12 protein-coding genes are annotated in these 13,730 nt (G+C 59.8%); 4 read left to right on the top strand and 8 right to left on the bottom strand.

Annotation, left to right across the window (positions count from 1 at the left end; genetic code table 11):
- Positions 1 to 23: 23 nt before the first annotated feature.
- Genes JS46_RS04435 through JS46_RS04425 form a run of 3 tightly spaced genes read right to left on the bottom strand, consistent with a single transcriptional unit; the run spans position 24 to position 4,081 of the window.
- The gene (locus JS46_RS04435; RefSeq protein WP_051905563.1) at positions 24 to 1,529 is read right to left on the bottom strand and encodes a sugar ABC transporter ATP-binding protein; all 1,506 of its coding nucleotides are present in this window, start codon (positions 1,527 to 1,529) and stop codon (positions 24 to 26) included.
- Entirely contained in the window at positions 1,526 to 3,043 is a 1,518-nt protein-coding gene (gene xylB, locus JS46_RS04430) for a xylulokinase (RefSeq protein ID WP_033748436.1), read from the bottom strand. Before xylB ends, JS46_RS04435 begins: the two co-directional genes overlap by 4 nt.
- A gap of 3 nt (positions 3,044 to 3,046) precedes the next feature.
- Positions 3,047 to 4,081 (bottom strand): NAD(P)-dependent alcohol dehydrogenase, encoded by a 1,035-nt coding sequence (locus JS46_RS04425; RefSeq protein ID WP_033748435.1) that lies wholly within the window; start codon positions 4,079 to 4,081, stop codon positions 3,047 to 3,049.
- Between the two features lie 221 nt (positions 4,082 to 4,302).
- Between JS46_RS04425 and JS46_RS04420 the strand changes: the two genes are divergently transcribed.
- Together JS46_RS04420 and JS46_RS04415 are read left to right on the top strand one after the other, a co-directional pair.
- Positions 4,303 to 4,845 carry a sugar isomerase gene (locus tag JS46_RS04420; protein WP_033748433.1) on the top strand — a complete coding sequence of 181 codons (543 nt, stop codon included), beginning with the start codon at positions 4,303 to 4,305 and terminating at the stop codon, positions 4,843 to 4,845.
- Between the two features lie 83 nt (positions 4,846 to 4,928).
- Positions 4,929 to 5,930, top strand: a complete 1,002-nt coding sequence (locus tag JS46_RS04415) for a LacI family DNA-binding transcriptional regulator (RefSeq protein WP_033748431.1) — start codon at positions 4,929 to 4,931, stop codon at positions 5,928 to 5,930.
- A gap of 49 nt (positions 5,931 to 5,979) precedes the next feature.
- On the opposite strand, the gene JS46_RS04410 is transcribed toward JS46_RS04415, so the two are convergent.
- Positions 5,980 to 6,363, bottom strand: a complete 384-nt coding sequence (locus tag JS46_RS04410; RefSeq protein WP_033748429.1) for a VOC family protein — start codon at positions 6,361 to 6,363, stop codon at positions 5,980 to 5,982.
- Positions 6,360 to 7,517, bottom strand: a complete 1,158-nt coding sequence (locus JS46_RS04405; protein WP_152560666.1) for an MFS transporter — start codon at positions 7,515 to 7,517, stop codon at positions 6,360 to 6,362. The genes JS46_RS04410 and JS46_RS04405 overlap by 4 nt, the downstream gene beginning before the upstream one ends.
- A 138-nt stretch (positions 7,518 to 7,655) precedes the next feature.
- Here JS46_RS04405 and JS46_RS04400 point away from each other — a divergent pair, with 138 nt between their 5' ends.
- Positions 7,656 to 8,426 (top strand): DeoR/GlpR family DNA-binding transcription regulator, encoded by a 771-nt coding sequence (locus JS46_RS04400; protein WP_033748427.1) that lies wholly within the window; start codon positions 7,656 to 7,658, stop codon positions 8,424 to 8,426.
- Positions 8,427 to 8,430: 4 nt separating this feature from the next.
- Here the strand turns inward: JS46_RS04400 and JS46_RS04395 are convergent, their stop codons facing one another.
- Complete coding sequence (locus JS46_RS04395; protein WP_033748426.1) at positions 8,431 to 9,918, bottom strand: PLP-dependent aminotransferase family protein; 1,488 nt, start codon at positions 9,916 to 9,918, stop codon at positions 8,431 to 8,433.
- Between the two features lie 179 nt (positions 9,919 to 10,097).
- On the opposite strand from JS46_RS04395, the gene gabP reads away from it, so the two are divergent.
- The gene (gene gabP, locus JS46_RS04390) at positions 10,098 to 11,513 is read left to right on the top strand and encodes a GABA permease (protein WP_072010391.1); all 1,416 of its coding nucleotides are present in this window, start codon (positions 10,098 to 10,100) and stop codon (positions 11,511 to 11,513) included.
- A gap of 88 nt (positions 11,514 to 11,601) precedes the next feature.
- Here the strand turns inward: gabP and JS46_RS04385 are convergent, their stop codons facing one another.
- Together JS46_RS04385 and JS46_RS04380 are read right to left on the bottom strand one after the other, a co-directional pair.
- Positions 11,602 to 12,486 carry a siderophore-interacting protein gene (locus JS46_RS04385; protein WP_033748423.1) on the bottom strand — a complete coding sequence of 295 codons (885 nt, stop codon included), beginning with the start codon at positions 12,484 to 12,486 and terminating at the stop codon, positions 11,602 to 11,604.
- Between the two features lie 15 nt (positions 12,487 to 12,501).
- The gene (locus JS46_RS04380; protein ID WP_033748420.1) at positions 12,502 to 13,680 is read right to left on the bottom strand and encodes an MFS transporter; all 1,179 of its coding nucleotides are present in this window, start codon (positions 13,678 to 13,680) and stop codon (positions 12,502 to 12,504) included.
- Positions 13,681 to 13,730 lie beyond the last annotated feature (50 nt).

Genomic DNA, 13,730 nt, shown 5'->3' with positions numbered 1-13,730 from the left:
CCGTTCATCTTATTATCTCTCTGTTATACCGCCAGTTTCATCAGCTCGGCCTGCGTGGCCTGCGCTGCTGTTAATTCACCGGCTAGCTGCCCGTCGCGGAAGACCAGTATGCGATCGCTCATGCCGATAATTTCCGACAACTCTGACGAGACCATAATTATCCCTTTGTTTTTCAGAGCAAATTCCGACATAAAGCGATAGATCTCTTTTTTAGCGCCCACGTCGATGCCGCGCGTAGGCTCATCCAGTAGCAGGACATCCGGATCGAGCAGCGCCCAGCGCCCCAGCACCACTTTCTGCTGGTTGCCGCCGCTCAGGTTGCCGACAATCTGATCGCCGTCCGGCGTTTTGACGTTAAAGCGTTTAATCATCTCGCTGGCGCGATCGCGTTCCTGCTTCTCATTGATAAAGCCCGACCGGCTGATGGCGCCAAAAGAAGAGATATTGATGTTCTCGCTAACCGAGCGGCAGAGAACCAGCCCCGTCTGTTTGCGGTCTTCGGTGACATAGGCGATGCCGCACCTAATCGCCTCTTTCGGTGAATGGCGTCCCAGGGTGGTGTCACCCAACTGGATGGTGCCGCTGTCGGCATGATTGATGCCGAAGACCAGGTCGAGAAACTCGCTGCGCCCTGACCCCACCAGACCATAAATCCCCAGGATCTCGCCGCGCTTGAGATGCAGGCTGATATCTTTGATTTTGTCGCGCCAGCGCAGGTTTTTTACCTCCATCATCACCTCCTCGCCCGGCTGGTTGAACTTGGCGAATTCGCTGTCGTACTCGCCGCCGATGATGTGCTCAATCAGCTGCTCGCGGGTGATGTCGGCGATAAAACCTTCGTGGATGTAGGCGCCGTCGCGAAAGATGGTGTAGCTATCGGCGATCTGGAAAATTTCCGACAGCCGGTGCGAGACATAAATAATCCCTTTGCCTTTCTGCGCCAGCCGGGTGATGGTCTGGAAGATCTTCTGCGCATCCTCTTCCCCAATTGCGGAGGTGGGCTCGTCCATAATGATGATGTCGGCATTCGCATGGGAGAGCGCCTTGGCGATCTCCACCAGCTGCTGCTCGGCGACGCTGAGGTTGCGCATTTTCTCGGTGGCGGAGATAGTGAAATCGAGCTCTTTCAGCAGGTCGCGGGTGCGCTGGTTCAGGGTGGCGAAATCGACGAAACCCAGACGGCGCGGTTCGCGCCCCAGCCAGATATTCTCCGCCACGGTCAGATCGGGAATGGCGCTCAGCTCCTGCTGCACTATCGCCACGCCCGCGGCGAGCGCATCTTTAGGATGATGAAACTCACAGCGCTCGCCGTTGATGAAAATGCTGCCGCCGTCTGGCTGGATAAAGCCCATCAGAATACTCAGGAAGGTCGATTTTCCCGCGCCGTTGCCGCCGCACAGCGCATGGATCGAGCCACGCCGCAGGGCGAATTCAGCGTTTTTCAGCGCCACGACCGGACCAAAGGCTTTTTTTACGCCGGTCACTTCCAGCAGATAAGCGGGCTGTTGCGTGTGCGGATCGCGTGTCACAGTGAAACCTCCGGGTAAGCCTGTTGCAGGCGCTGCAGGTAACGTTGATAAAGCGCGTCGTACTGCACCTGACGTTCGGCGTCAGGCTCGGCGCGGGTTGACTCATCAAGAGAGACAAAACGCCGACAGAGATCGCTGAGCACGCTTTGCGCCTGCTGATGCGGATGGTCCGCCAGCGTGGTCGCCCACATCGCCTGAATCGCGCCGCCCAGTGCCGCCGTCTCGTTGACCTTCAGGCAAACCACCGGGCAGCCCGTCACGTCCGCCACAATCTGCCGCCAGCGCGGACTGCGTGCGCCGCCGCCGGTGAGGCGAATTTCCCGCGCCGCGATGCCTTGGCGACGAAACAGATCCAGGCCGTAGCGCAGACCGTAGGTGGCGCTCTCCACCACCGCCCGGCAGAGGTTGGCGCGGGTAAAGTTGTCGCTGTCGAGGTTATGCAGGCTGGCGCGCGCATGAGGCAGCGGCGGCACGCGCTCGCCGTTGAAGAAAGGCAGCATCTCTAATCCGCCGGCTCCAGGCGCGGCCTGCTCCAGCAGCCGGTTAAACCCCGTGACATCCTCTTCCAGCAGCGCCTGCACCGAGGAGGTCGCGGAGGTGACATTCATGGTGCATATCAGCGGCAGCCAGCCGTTGGTGCTGGAGCAGAAACCGGCAATGGCCTCTGTGTCGGCGACGACGGGCGCATCAGACCAGGCGAACAGCGTGCCGGAGGTGCCGAGGCTCATGGTCACGGTGCCGGCGGCGATATTGCCGGACCCGATAGCGGCCATCATATTGTCGCCGCCGCCGGTGGCGACGCGCGTGGCGGTAGAGAGGCCCAGCCTTTCCGCCGCTTCCGGACGCAGCGTGCCGATACAGCTTTCAGCGCTTTTCAGCGGCGGCAGCGCCGCCCACAGTCGCCCGCTGTCGTCGATAAGCGATACCGTGCGGCGATCCCATTCGCGGGTGCGCACGTTCAGCATTCCGGTACCGGATGCGTCGCCATACTCCGCAACGCGCTCCCCGGTCAGCCAGAAGTTAAGGTAGTCGTGCGGCAGCAGCACCGTGTGCAGACGCGACCAGAGCTCGGGATGCTGCTGTTTGAACCAGAGGATTTTCGAAGCGGTATAGCCGGTGGCGACCGTTAAACCCAACTGCGCCAGCGATCCGCTTACGCCGCCCAGCTGCGCCAGCAGCGCGGCGTTCTCGTCGGCGGTTTCGGTATCGCACCATAGCTTGACGCTGTGCAGCACCTCGCCCTGCTCGTCCAGCGGCACAAAGCCGTGTTGCTGACCCGAGACGCCCAGCGCGTTGATGCGGCGCGCATCCACGCCCGCCTGAGAAACCGCCTGCTGGAAAGCGTCCACCAGCGCCTCGATCCACCACGCCGCCTGCTGCTCGCGTCGGCCGCTGGAGTCGCTGATCAGGCGGTGCGCGGCGCTGCCCTCGCCGAGGATCACCCCCTGTTCGCTGTCGACAATTACGACTTTGGTGCCTTGCGTTCCGCAGTCAATGCCCGCATAGAGCGACATGAGTTACTCCATTTCCAGCATGATTTTGATATCTGAGGCGTTGCCGGCGGCCGCGCGCTCAAAAGCGGCGACGCTTTCGCTGAATTTGTAGGTCTGACTGATCAGCGGCTGCACGCGCAGCTTGCCGCTGCTCAGCAGACGCAGCGTGCGCGGATACATATTGGCGTAGCGGAAAATGGTCTTGAAGGTAATCTCTTTCGCCTGCGCGGCCACGATGTCCATCGGCGCCGCATCGATCGGCATGCCGACCAGCACCGCGGTCGCGCCCGGCGCGGCATGCTGCGCCAGCGTGGCGATAGCCGGTTTGGCGCCGCTGCACTCGAACACCACGTCAGCGCCGTTGCCGCTGGTCAGCGCGGCGACGGTAGAGGCCAAATCGCCGCTTTTGATATTAACCGCGTGCAACCCGTCGTAGTTGGCGGCGACCGCCAGCTTCTCATCGAACAGATCGCAAATGATGACGTCTGAACATCCGCCTGCGAGCGCGGCCAGCGCCGTCACGACGCCGATAGGGCCGGCGCCGATCACCAGCGCGATATCCCCTGGCTTAATCCCCGCTTTGGTCGCGGCGTGCATGCCAATCGCCAGCGGCTCCACCATCGCCCCTTCGGCAAAACTGACGTTATCGGGCAGTTTGAAGGTAAAGGCGCCGGGGTGAATAACGGTTTCACGCAGACAGCCGTGTACCGGCGGCGTCGCCCAAAAACGTACGGCGGGATCGAGGTTGTAGATGCCGGCGCGCGACTGGGCCGAGTTCAGATCCGGGATGCCCGGCTCCATGCAGACGCGATCGCCGGGTTTGACGTGAGTGACATTTTTGCCGGTGGCCAGCACCACGCCCGACGCTTCGTGGCCCAGCACCATCGGCGCCTCAACCACAAAAGGACCAATGCGGCCGTGCTGATAGTAGTGAACGTCGCTGCCGCAAATGCCGACGGAGTGAATTTTAATTTCGACGTCGTTATCGCCGAGCGTTTCATCGAATTGGCGATCTTCAATGGCGATTTTGCCCGCTTGCGCCAGAACCAATGCTTTCATTTTATGCCCCCGGTAAGATCATTTTAATGGTATCGATATCATTTAACTGCGGCGATACTGCTGCAAATAAAGCTGCAAAACTGTGATGCTTGTTAAAAAATCATTATTAAGGTTAACAACCAAACCCTATAGCAATGAGTAACATTGAGTTTGATCACAGATTAACCCTGGCTGCCCTGCAATAAATGTTATCGATACCATTATGATGAGTTGAGGAAGCGATGACGGACACCCATGAATATGTGCAACACACGCTGAGCGCGCTGCGTCAGGCCCACATTACGCTCACGCAGGAAGAGCAGCAGCGTATTGAGATCGCCACGTTCGGACTGCCGGATTACCCTGTTTCCGGCCTGCAGCTGCTGACCTACGTGAACTCGCCGCGCTACTGCGCCAAAGAGCTGGTGCTGTTTCCCAGACAAACCTGTCCTGAGCATCTGCACCCGCCGTTTGAAGGCACGCCGGGCAAACAGGAAACGTTTCGCTGCCGCTGGGGCGAGGTTTACCTGTTCGTGGACGACAGCAGCCTGCCAGAGAATGACGCCGGCGGCGCGCCGGTTTGCCGCGTGCCGGAAGGAAGCGAGGCCTGGTACACCTGCACCGGCTATGTCCTGCTGCGGCCCGGCGAGCAATACACCATCGCGCCGAATACGCGCCACTGGTTTCAGGCGGGCGATAACGGAGCGGTGGTCTCGGAGTTCTCGTCTGAAAGCCGCGATGAGCTGGATATTTTCACCGATCCGCGCGTAAACCGGCTGGCGTAACAATCAGCATTAGCATCGCACCCCAGGATCTGTCATGATTTGTAAATGATACAAAATGATGTGGTTTAATTAAGGAGCCGAAATTGGCAGCAGGTCGGGGACGAAAGGCGACGCTGGCAAGCGTCGCCGCGCAGGCGAACGTCAGTAAAATTACCGCTTCCCGGGCGTTTTCGCAGCCTGAGAAAGTGCATCCGGAAACGCTGCAGCGCATTCGCGAAACGGCAGAGCAGCTTGGCTATGTCGTGAATGCCGCCGCGCGCAACCTGCGGGCGAAAGCCAGTAAAACCATCGGCATCGTCAATCCTGATATGGCAAACCCGTTTTTTGGCGGACTGACGCGGCTGATGACGCTGGAAGCGCAAAAGATGGGTTACGACACGCTGGTGTTTGACTCCTGCGAATCGCAGGAAGCGGAAGACCGCATTATCGATAAGCTGATCGGCTATAACGTCGACGCCATTATTCTTTCCGTGATTTCCAATGACGTTAACTATCATCCCGCCTATATGAAGCGGCTGGAAATTCTCAACATTCCCGTCGTACTGGTCGATCGCGAACTGCAGGCGTCGCACTGCAGCGGCGTCTATATCGATAACCTGGACTGCGGCCTGCAGACCGGCCGCTGGCTGTTAGAGCAGCAGGCCAGCCGCGTCGTCGTGGTTTCCGGGCCGGAAAATTCCAACGTCGCGCGTGAAAGAGTCACTGGTTTGCAGGCGGCTTTGCTGGGCAAGGTGGAGTCGTTCGAAATTCTGTACGCCGATTTCTTTATGGATGCCGCGTGGCGCGAAACCAGCCGCTGGCTGAACAGCCATCAGGCTCCAGATTACTTTGTCGGCTGTAATAACCAGATCTCGCTGGGCATCATTAAAGCCTGTATCGAGCACAAACTGCGGCTCATGGACGAGGTCAACCTTTTCAGTATCGATCATGTTTCCCACGCCGAGATTTACGGTTTCCACTTTCCCTGCGTCAGCCACGACCTGCAGGAGATCGCCTGGCAGGCGCTCAACCTGGCGATTCGCCGCGTGCAGGATGGCGACAGCAAGCCAGGAAAGGTTATCGTGCGCGGCAGGATCGCCGCATAGCGAATGCGGCGCGCGATCTCTGGGCCGATAATCGGCCCAGGTTCCCACCCTAACTTACAATCTCAATCAGATTGCCGTCTGGATCGCGGATAATCGCCTCATAATAGCCATCCCCGGTGACCCGCGCGGGGCTAACCAATATGTTACTGGCGTCAGCCTTCCTGACCATCTCATCGACCCGTTGCCGAGAGCCTACCGTGATGGCGAGATGAGCCCATCCCGTCACTTCTTTCCCGTGCGGGCCGCTCTCCAGTCCGTCCAGACTCATCAGCTCAATGGTCGGCCCTTCGGCTAAGCTGACAAAATAAGAGCGGAAGCCAGGCCGGTTTTTGCTGATATAGAGATCGTTCGATTCAGCGGCGAAGAAATGCCGCCAGAACGCCTTTTGCGCTTCAAGATCTCTGGTCCATAACGCCACGTGTGCGATTTTCATGCGTTTTCCCTTACCGACCGCGCGCGGCCAAGATTCAGGCTGAACGCCAGCGCGCCGACAAACAGCATTAGCCCCATGATGAGTGAAAAGGCGACGGCGAGCGACGTGAAATGAGCGACATAGCCAATGAGTGCCGGGCCGCTCAGCACGCCCAGATATCCCAGGGTGGTCATGGCCGGAACGGCAACCGACTGCGGCATCACGCTCTGCTGCCCCACCGCCGAGAACATCACGGGCACGATATTCGCACAGCCGGCTCCTACCAGCGCGTATCCCGGCAGCGACAGGTGCCACGAGGGAACGTAGATCACCAGCGCAAGTCCGGCGATCGTCATCACCGATCCGCCGACAACCACGGTTAAGCGGCCGAGATGGCGAACAATGCGGTCGCCCGTTAGCCTGGCGGCGGTCATGGCCACGGCGAAACAGGTATATCCCAGACCGCCCAGGGTATCCGGCATGCCTTTCACCTGCGTCAGATAGAGCGCGCTCCAGTCCAGCACCGTCCCTTCGGTCAGAAACACGGAAAAATAGACAATCCCCAGCAACAAAACGATTCCGCGCGGCCTGGCGAACGCAGGCCCCTCTTTAGGGTTGGCGTAGGTCAACAGCCCCGGATAGCTCAGTATGGCTAACGCCAGCACCATAAAACTAACCAGCAGCGTCGCGACAGCAATCTCTGTTCCCATCGCTAACAGCAAGGTCATTACGCCCGCGCCCGCAATGCCGCCAAAACTGTACATGCCATGAAAACCCGACATCAGCGGAACGGATGATTGCTTTTCCACCAGGATCGCCTGAATGTTCATGGCGCAGTCGGTGACGCCCATGCCCACGCCGAATAGCAGCAGCACCAGCCCCAGCAGCAGCGGATTGGCAATAAACGCCAGCGGCGGCGCGCTGACGATAATCACCGCCATGGAAACCATGATGACGCGACGGCAGCCGAAGCGGCTGGTGAGCGAGCCTGTTACCGGCATCGCGATCAGCGCGCCGACGCCCAGACAGAGCAGCAACGTGCCCAGCGTCGCCTCATCGACGCCCGTATTGGCGCGAGCATAGGGCACGATAACCGCCCAGGCGGCGGTGAGCGCGCCCGCAATAAAAAAAGCCAGCCGCGTCGCATGGCGCGAAGTAATTCGGGTGAATGGCATAACCATGTAGTTCCTCGTCAGATGGCTGCAAACCCCTTCTGCGTACGGGTAAAAGCGCAGCAGGAACGGGTTGACAGGTGCGGTGGCATGCACGATCATGCTCACTTAAGCGCGTTATAATAATATTAAAGGTAATTTATGCTCGATTATGCAGCTTTCCCGGAGCAGCGGCAAGCGTTGATCCGACAAACTTTGCGCGAACAGGGACGCGTGGTTTGCGCCGAACTCGCCCGCCAGCTGGGTGTCTCAGAGCATACGGTTCGGCGCGATCTCCATGAACTCAGCAAGGAAGGCCTGTGCAAAAAGGTGTATGGCGGCGCGGTGCTCATCGTGCCGGATGCCGGCACTTTTGCGATACGAAAAGAGCACAATCTCTCAGCTAAAGAGGCCATCGCGCAAAAGTGCGCAGAGCGAATAAAAAATGCGAGCTGCATCTTTATCGATGCCGGTACCACCAATCTGGCTATGACCCGGTTTCTGCCTGCAACGCTCGTCGCTACGGTGGTCACCAATGCGCCCGATATCGCCGCGGCGTTGCTGAACTTTGCCGCGATTGACGTCATTATGCTTGGCGGTCGCATTGATAAAAACAGCGGCGGCTGCGTCGGCAACAGGGCCATTGAGCAGCTGAAAGGCGTGATGTTTGACCAGGCGTTTATAGGCGGATGCGCCATGAGTCCCGATACTGGACTGACAGGCTTTAATTACGATGACTGTGAGTTTAAGAAAGCGGCTATCAGGCAAAGCAGCCAGACCATTATCGGGCTGACCGCAGAGAAAATCCCAGGCGTCGCCAGGTTCTCCGTCGCCAGCTGCGAAGAAATAGACGTTCTGGTTATTGAAGACAAGCTTGATCGCGCATTTCAGCTGGCGCTGAAAGAGAAAAACATCGCCCTTGTCACCGTTTAAGACATTACTGCGCCTTAACCTCGATGCCCGCCGCGACCAGACAGCCTTTGAGGACGCCAAACGCGTCCTGACACTGCCGCTCATTGACGCAGGCGTAGCCGAGCAGCAATCCGCGTTCGCGCTGCGGATGCATATAGTACTGCGAGAGCGGCCGCACCTTTACGCCGCGCTTGAGCGCCTCTGCGGTAATCGCGACGTCATCGCAGCCCGGCGGCAGCCGCAGCACCAGATGCAGCCCCGCTTCATGGTTGACCGGCGGTAAAAACGACGGCCCCAGATAGCGCTCGATCAGCTTGCATAAGAACTGACGCCGCTGGCCGTAGAGTAACCGCATGCGGCGGATATGATCCATGTAGTGCCCCTGGCGGATAAACTCACCCAGTGCGCGCTGGATCAAGAGATGACCGCCGCGGTAGAGTTCGGTCGCCGCGGTGCGCATCGGTTCGGCCAGCATCTTCGGCACCACCATGTAGCCAATGCGCAGCGCCGGATAGAGCGTTTTGCTAAAAGTGCCCATATAGATGACCGGCGCATCCTCTTCCAGCCCCTGTAGCGACGGCCAGGGCGCGCCTGAAAAGCGAAACTCGCTGTCGTAGTCATCTTCGATAATCCAGCTGCCGTGACGTCGCGCCAGCGCCAGCAGGGCTTTACGCCGCGCCAGACTGAGGTGCGCGCCCAGCGGATATTGATGTGACGGCGTCACGAATACCATGCGAGGCGGCGGCCCGGACGCCGGCACGATGCCCTCGTCGTCGACCGGGATGGCGCGAATTTTCATGCCGTTTTTACGCAGCAGGTTGCGCGTGCCCCAGTATCCCGGCTCTTCCATCCACACCAGATCGCCAGGATCGCCCAGCACGCAGCTCACCAGATCCACCGCCTGATGCACCCCTTCGGTGATGAGAATTTGATCGGCATCCGCCTTCACCGATCGCGCCACGCGCAGATACTCCACCAGCGCATGACGGAGATCGGGGCAGCCGCCGCCGCTGCTGTAAATCAGTCGGTGAACGTCGGGATCGCGATTGAGCCGCGCCTGAATCTGGCTAAACAGCTTATGCGGGAATTCGGTCACGTCGGGCGCGCCGGGCACGAAGGCGCCCCACTGATAGGGCGAGGCGGTGGCATGCCCTAGCAGCATCGCGCCGCGTTTTGACAGCGTGGCCGGCAGCGGCGCGGCAACCGGCTGAAGCAGATCGATCGCCTGACTTTGCAGACAAATCTCCGGCAGCGTCTCCACCACGCGGGTGCCGCTGCCGGTGCGCGCCGTAACATAGCCCTGCGCCATTAAACTTTCATAAACATGCAGTACCGTATTACGCGATACGCCCAGCTCGCGCGCCATGTCGCGCGTCGGCGGCAAACGTCCGCCGCGAGGAAAAACCCCTTCAATAATAGCGGCCTGTATGCAGGCCAGCAGTCGCTGCTGTAGCGAACCACTCTGCAAAACCTGCAGTCGCTCTAATAAGTGATCGGCATATAACAGCTGCAATTGGCTCCATCCCACTCTCTGAAATTGGCTCTGGCAACTTACCTCTCCGCACGCATTAATAAAAGCCTTTGTCGGGAATTGTAAATAAAACGTATCAGCTTCCCGGCTCGCTGCCGCGAGTCTGTCCCCCCTGCTCGTCCCGGGCACACAAGCCCGGGAGCCGTTCTGGAGATGTATTGATGACGAGAATGCAGAGTGCGAATGAAGATGCACTGGCACAAAATCTAAAGCCGCGCCATGTGCGCATGCTGTCCATTGCCGGCGTGATTGGCGCAGGCCTGTTTGTGGGATCCGGCCACGCTATCGCCGAGGCGGGCCCGGCGGTGCTTATCGCCTATGCCGCCGCTGGCGCGCTGGTGGTGTTGATTATGCGTATGCTGGCGGAGATGGCGGTGTCGCTGCCGGACTCCGGCTCGTTCTCTACCTACGCCGACAAGGCGCTCGGCCGCTGGGCCGGCTTTACCATCGGCTGGCTCTACTGGTGGTTTTGGGTGCTGGTGATCCCTCTGGAAGCGAACGCGGCCGGCACCATCCTGCACGCCTGGTTTCCGCAGATCGCCATCTGGCAGTTTACGCTCGCTATTACGGTGGTTTTAACCCTAACCAATTTGCTGAGCGTAAAAAACTACGGCGAGTTCGAGTTCTGGTTCGCCCTGCTCAAGGTCGCGGCGATCGTCGCATTCCTGTGTGCCGCCGGCCTGGCCGTATTCGGCTATCTGCCCAACAGCGGCGCCAGCGGCCTTCAGCATCTTTATGACACCCAGGGATTTATGCCCAACGGCATCGGCAAGGTGATGGCGGCGATTCTGACCACCATGTTTTCATTTATGGGTACCGAAATTATTACCATCGCAGCCGCCGAATCGAAGAACCCCGGCAAGCAGATCACTCAGGCCACCAATTCGGTTATCTGGCGTATCGCGCTGTTCTATCTGCTGTCGATATTTTTCGTGGTCGCGCTGGTGCCCTGGAATTCGCCGTCGCTGGTTGAGCACGGATCCTATCAGACCGTGCTGCAGGCCATGAATATCCCGCACGCCAAACTCATCGTCGATGTCGTGGTGCTGATCGCGGTTTGCAGCTGCCTTAACTCGGCGCTCTATACCTCTTCGCGCATGCTCTACTCCCTGTCGCGTCGAAAAGATGCGCCTGCGGCGGCCTCGCGCACCACGCGCAGCGGTACGCCATGGGTTGCGGTGCTGCTTTCGACGGCGGCGGCGTTTGTCGCGGTGGTGGCTAACTATCTGGCGCCCAGCGTGGTGTTTGAGTTCCTGCTGGCAAGCTCAGGCGCCATCGCGCTGCTGGTTTATCTGGTGATAGCTTTCTCTCATCTGGTGCTGCGCAAAAAGCGCGAAAAAGCGGGCGAAACGCTGAGTTACCGCATGTGGCTGTTTCCCGGTCTGACCTGGCTGACCATTTTGTTTATCGTCACCGTGCTAGTTTGCATGTTATTTAACGCGCAGCATCAAAATGAGTTGCTGGCGACCGGCGGTCTGACGCTGGTGATTATCATCGCCAGCCTGGTGATGCCGCGCAGGGAGCGGCAGCGGCAAAAAGCGCGCTTCTACGCCGTGCGCTCCTCTGAAAACTCCTGACAAGTCTCTCTGAGGCGCGCCGTACCGCAGTGCGCCTCGCCTCCGCCCGTATCGCTTTCCGCACGGTAAATTAAGCGAACCGACGCGGTTAACCTTTGCTCCAGTAGGCCATAAAGCTCACGCTCTCGCTCGCCAGCTGGCGCTCGCTCACCAGATAGCGCCGGATATGCCTGACGGCTGAGGACTCCGCCGCCACCCAGCCGTAAAAACGATCGTTTTTGCACGCCGCACTGCGCCACAGGCTCTCCTGTTCGACCTCAAGGGACGCCGGAGAGGCGCGGAGCGCGGAGTCAGGCACGGCGACGTTCGCCTTTACCGCCTGCAGCAGCGCTGCGTCGTGCGCCGACCGGATTTGGTCGCGGGGAAGCCAGAAGACCTCGGCAAAGGCATATTCCTGCCAGTCGACGCAGTCCTCCGCCCGCGGTACCTCCTGAAAAATCTGCAGCGCAGGCGGCGACGCCATTTGCGCCACCTGCTCAAGGATCCCTTTCACCGCCGGCAGCGCCGTCTCATCGGCGACCACCAGCGCGCGCTCTACCTCGGTATGAGGCCGCCACTCATATCCCCCGCTGTCGGCGGCGTGTTGCCGATTGGGCGCGACCATCTGCAGAGCGTCGCCTGGCGCGGCGCCAATGACCCAGGCCGAAGCGGGCCCCTCTGTGCCATGAATCACAAACTCCACCTCCACCAGGCGGTCGGCAGCGTTAACCGCGCGCAGCGTGTAGGTGCGCGGTATCGGTCTTTGCTCGGGCGGCAAGGCTTTAAGCTGCTCGCGCCACGGAAGATGCGCGGTTAACGAGGCGGGAATCCCCTGTAACGACGGAAAGAGAATTTTAATGCGTTGATCGGGCCCATCGCGCTTCATCATCTCTATTTCTTCGCCCGTAAAGAGGCAGCTCACCAGCGAGGGAGAGAGCCATCTTTTGCGCAGCAGGGTGACATTGAATAAGCGGTAGGCTGGAATGGGATCCATATTTTTTCCTGACGTTCAGCGCGCGCTTTCCGCGCTTGCCGTTACTCGCAGCCAACAGGCCACCATGAAAAACATCACCGATGCTATCCATGCGCCCGCCAGCACCTGGTGCTGTCCCCACTGCCACGTGATAAAGGGGATCAGCAAGGCGCTCAGGCCGTAGCCAAGCGTGTGGCTGGTGGCGATGAGGCCCGCGCCTTTGCCGATAGAGAGTTTTTGATTAAGCATCAGCTGATAGGCTGGGGTCGCCATCGCGGCGCCGAAAGAGGTGACGGCGATGCCTACATAAAGCGAAATAAGGTTGCCGACAACCATGATGCCCAGCCCTGCGCTCATCATTACCGCTGCGCTAAACAACAGCGGCTGAATCTGCAGCCGCTGCGGCCTGACCACAAGAAACTGCGCCAGCAGCGTCGCAATGGCGGCCAGGCTCAGCAGCCAGGCGATATGACGGCTGACCGCCGCGGGCTCGCTCATGTAATCGCGCAGCACGGGCGCCAGTCCGATCTGCATCAGGCTGATGCTGAGGGCGAGCAGCGCCGCCAGCGCCAGAAGCGGCAGCAAACTGCTATGCCAGCGTGCGGCATGATGCGCCACCGGCGCCAGCGGCAGATCGCCATACTCGCGGCCGATCAGCATCAGGGCGAAGAGCGGCGCGGCGGCCATCAGCCACAGCGGCGCCATCGGATAAAGGCTGAGCGCCAACGCCGCCAGAGGCGGCCCCAGCAACCTCCCGCAGCTTAACCCGGAACTGATCGCCGCCAGCGCCGCCATGCGCCGCTCTGCGCCAGCGCGCTGCATCGCCCAGGTTTGCGCGGCGGGCACCATACCCGAGACGGTCAGACCGTACACCATCCGCGACAGGATTAGCGCGGCAAGCCCAGCAGGCATGCCGACCCGCTTTTCCGCCATCAGCCAGACCGCCAGTGCCAGAATGCCGAAGCTGGCCAGATAGCCTGACAGCGACGCCACCACGACAAATTTACAGCCCTTCACTTCGGAGACGCGTCCCCACCATGGCGAGGCGGGCAGAAACAGCATCGAACCAAACATCAATAAACCGGCCCAGGTCGAGAGCGTCAGGCCGGTCATCTCTACCAGCTGTGGCAGCACGACCAGTAAGCCGTTCTGACCAATTCCCAGCAGCCCGGCGCAAAAAGCCAGCGGCCAGCTTGATTTACCCGGCCCCGTCATACCCGCCTGCTCTGTAATAACTGACACATAAATGTAAAGACACCGTTAAA

This window comes from Pantoea sp. NGS-ED-1003, from assembly GCF_000738765.1.
Classification (GTDB): Bacteria; Pseudomonadota; Gammaproteobacteria; order Enterobacterales; family Enterobacteriaceae; genus Pantoea; species Pantoea septica.
The sequence above is the reverse complement of the archived record's forward strand: the minus strand, read 5'-3'. Positions and strand labels throughout refer to the sequence as shown.

Bases quoted from the DNA above. Each gene is read 5' to 3' on its own strand.
- xylB (WP_033748436.1), bottom strand. From the start codon at position 3,043: ATGTCGCTCTATGCGGGCATTGACTGCGGAACGCAAGGCACCAAAGTC.
- JS46_RS04425 (WP_033748435.1), bottom strand. From the start codon at position 4,081: ATGAAAGCATTGGTTCTGGCGCAAGCGGGCAAAATCGCCATTGAAGAT.
- JS46_RS04420 (WP_033748433.1), top strand. From the start codon at position 4,303: ATGACGGACACCCATGAATATGTGCAACACACGCTGAGCGCGCTGCGT.
- JS46_RS04410 (WP_033748429.1), bottom strand. From the start codon at position 6,363: ATGAAAATCGCACACGTGGCGTTATGGACCAGAGATCTTGAAGCGCAA.
- JS46_RS04405 (WP_152560666.1), bottom strand. From the start codon at position 7,517: ATGCCATTCACCCGAATTACTTCGCGCCATGCGACGCGGCTGGCTTTT.
- JS46_RS04400 (WP_033748427.1), top strand. From the start codon at position 7,656: ATGCTCGATTATGCAGCTTTCCCGGAGCAGCGGCAAGCGTTGATCCGA.
- gabP (WP_072010391.1), top strand. From the start codon at position 10,098: ATGACGAGAATGCAGAGTGCGAATGAAGATGCACTGGCACAAAATCTA.
- JS46_RS04385 (WP_033748423.1), bottom strand. From the start codon at position 12,486: ATGGATCCCATTCCAGCCTACCGCTTATTCAATGTCACCCTGCTGCGC.
- JS46_RS04380 (WP_033748420.1), bottom strand. From the start codon at position 13,680: ATGACGGGGCCGGGTAAATCAAGCTGGCCGCTGGCTTTTTGCGCCGGG.